This window comes from Streptomyces morookaense (assembly GCF_013030945.1).
Classification (GTDB): Bacteria; Actinomycetota; Actinomycetes; order Streptomycetales; family Streptomycetaceae; genus Streptomyces; species Streptomyces morookaensis.
Genome location: NZ_JABBXF010000121.1, coordinates 1 through 2113 on the forward strand (window position 1 = coordinate 1; position 2113 = coordinate 2113).

Consider the following 2113-nt stretch of genomic DNA (forward strand, 5'->3'; position numbering starts at 1 on the left):
CGCGGTCATGAGTTCCGCTGTCATGAGTTCCGCTGTCATGAACAGTGCTGTCGTGGCCGGTTCCATGCGTGCCGTCGTGCGGGGACGACCCGTCCCCGCCGTGGTGGGGTTCGGTGTGGGTGGGCTGCGGCTCCCCACCGTGGTGCACGCCGCCGTGAACGGCGTGGTCGGCTGTGCTACCGCCCCCACCGGCATGGACGAGCGCGGACTGCTCGGCGTGCGCAGGGACATGTGACGGCACGGACGCGGAAACCTGCTGGTGTGCAGCCCGGTCGGCCGCATGTGCCTCCACCGGAATCGGATCCTGGTGCGGAACGCCCTCCGGCGACGCCATCCTGCCGTCCCCGTGGAGCACCGTGCCGTCGGGGAGCTTGACCGAGCTGTCGTGGAACACCGTCGGCACGGCCGTGGGTGTCTCCGGCACGTGGATGTCCATGTCGTGCGGCAGCGAGATGTCGGCCGGGGACACCTTGGTGCCGCCCAGGCTGTCGCGCAGGCCGGCCATCAGGTCACCGACCTTCGGCACCGAGATGTTCAGGGCGCTCATGCCCTTGCCAAGTCCCTTGCCGATGTAGGTCATCGGGTCGATGAACTTGCCCGCCTTGCCCAGCACCGAGACGGTCTTCGCAACCGCACCCGCCTTCGCCGCCGTGCCCGAACCCCCCGTGAAGACCGTGGTCAGGACGTTGAACGTGACCCCGCCCGCCGCCCGCGCCGGGTTCTTGCTCCACTCGTCCCAGGCGACCAGCGCCTTGCCCGTCTCCTTCACCGCAGTACGCGAATCCCGCAGCCACGACGGCAACTTGTCGGCCGGCATCGCCCAGAACGCCGGGCCGACGCCCGGAAGCGACGAGATCGCCAGGCCCGTGGCCAGCTTGGCCAGGCCCGTCCAGGCCTGGCCCGCCTTGTCCCAGCCGTCCACGCCCACCAGCGTGCCCAGGCCCTTCACGGTGCCCCAGATGCCGTCGACCACGATGCCGTCCCACACGAACGACTTGATCCAGTGGCCCACCTCGTACCAGTGGTGCTTCTGGTCCACCGGCTCGCCCCACGGCAGCTTCGCGTGCTTCAAGTCCTCCGCCTTGAAGCCGTACATGCCCTTGCCGTGCGAACCGTCATCAGCGGTCCAGTGCGTACCGCCCTTGTACAAGCCGGTGATCTTGTTCGCGCACCGGCGTTCCGCCTCCTGGAACGCCGCCACCGCCGCGTCGATGTCGTCGCGGATGCGATTGTGGTGGTCCGTCTTCTTCTTGTCGTACTCCCAGTCCTTGTCGCCCTTCACGGACGAAACGAACTGTTCTGCCTCCCTCTTGAGGGACTTCAGCTTGTCCGCCAGCGGACGCCCCTCCGACGCGAATTCCGTCAGGGCGGAGGAGACCTTCTCCAAATCCCCCGCGAAGTCCTTGGACTTGTCGCGGACCGGGAGCGTGGTCTTGAAGAGCTGGTCCGCCTCGGGCGCGTGGTAGTACGACGCCAAGCCCTGGAACTGCGAGTGGATGTCCCCGCCCGTGTCCCGGATGCTGCCCGCATCCTTCTTCAGACCCGCCGCATCCTTCTCCAGCGCGTCGAAATCCCCCGTGAACAGCCAGATCTGGCTGGGATCAAGCATCCTTCGTTCCCCCGCTGCCGGCACCGCCCTTGCCCGCCATCGCCGCGATCTCCTGCGGCGTGACCGCCTTCTCCGCCTCGTGCATCAGACGCTCGGCCATCTCCTGGTCACCGTTGGCATACGCAACCGTGGCGTCCTTCGCACCGTTCAGCGACTTGCTCGTACGGGCGGCAATGAACTTCAGGTCGTTCTGGGTGTGTTGCGCAAACTCGGCAAGAGCCGCACCGACCAGGCCCCCACCGCCCTTCGGCGCCTCACCACCGGGGGCGAGCGTGCCCGCGTGCCCCGCCGCACCCTTCATGTTCCCCTGATACGAATCGAGCTCGTCCTTCAACTTCCCGGCCGTCTCACCGGTCGTCTTGAGCACCGAACTCACACCGCTCACATTGATGTCCCAGCCGGACACAACGCCCCCCCCTACAGCCTGCTACAACCCGCTCAGCCGATGCCGTCGACTGCAGCCTTCGCCTTCGCCAACGTCGACTGCGCCGTGCCGTCGTTCTT

2 protein-coding genes are annotated in these 2113 nt (G+C 67.3%); both read right to left on the reverse strand.

Annotated elements, in window-relative coordinates; translation table 11 throughout:
• Window positions 1-1609 (reverse strand): hypothetical protein (locus HG542_RS32490; protein ID WP_171087892.1); only part of this gene is annotated, 1609 nt, incomplete at its 3' end.
• On the reverse strand, window positions 1602-2015 hold the full coding sequence (locus HG542_RS32495) for a DUF6507 family protein (protein WP_171087894.1): 414 nt from the start codon (window positions 2013-2015) through the stop codon (window positions 1602-1604). The genes HG542_RS32495 and HG542_RS32490, both read right to left, overlap by 8 nt.
• Window positions 2016-2113: the final 98 nt, after the last annotated feature.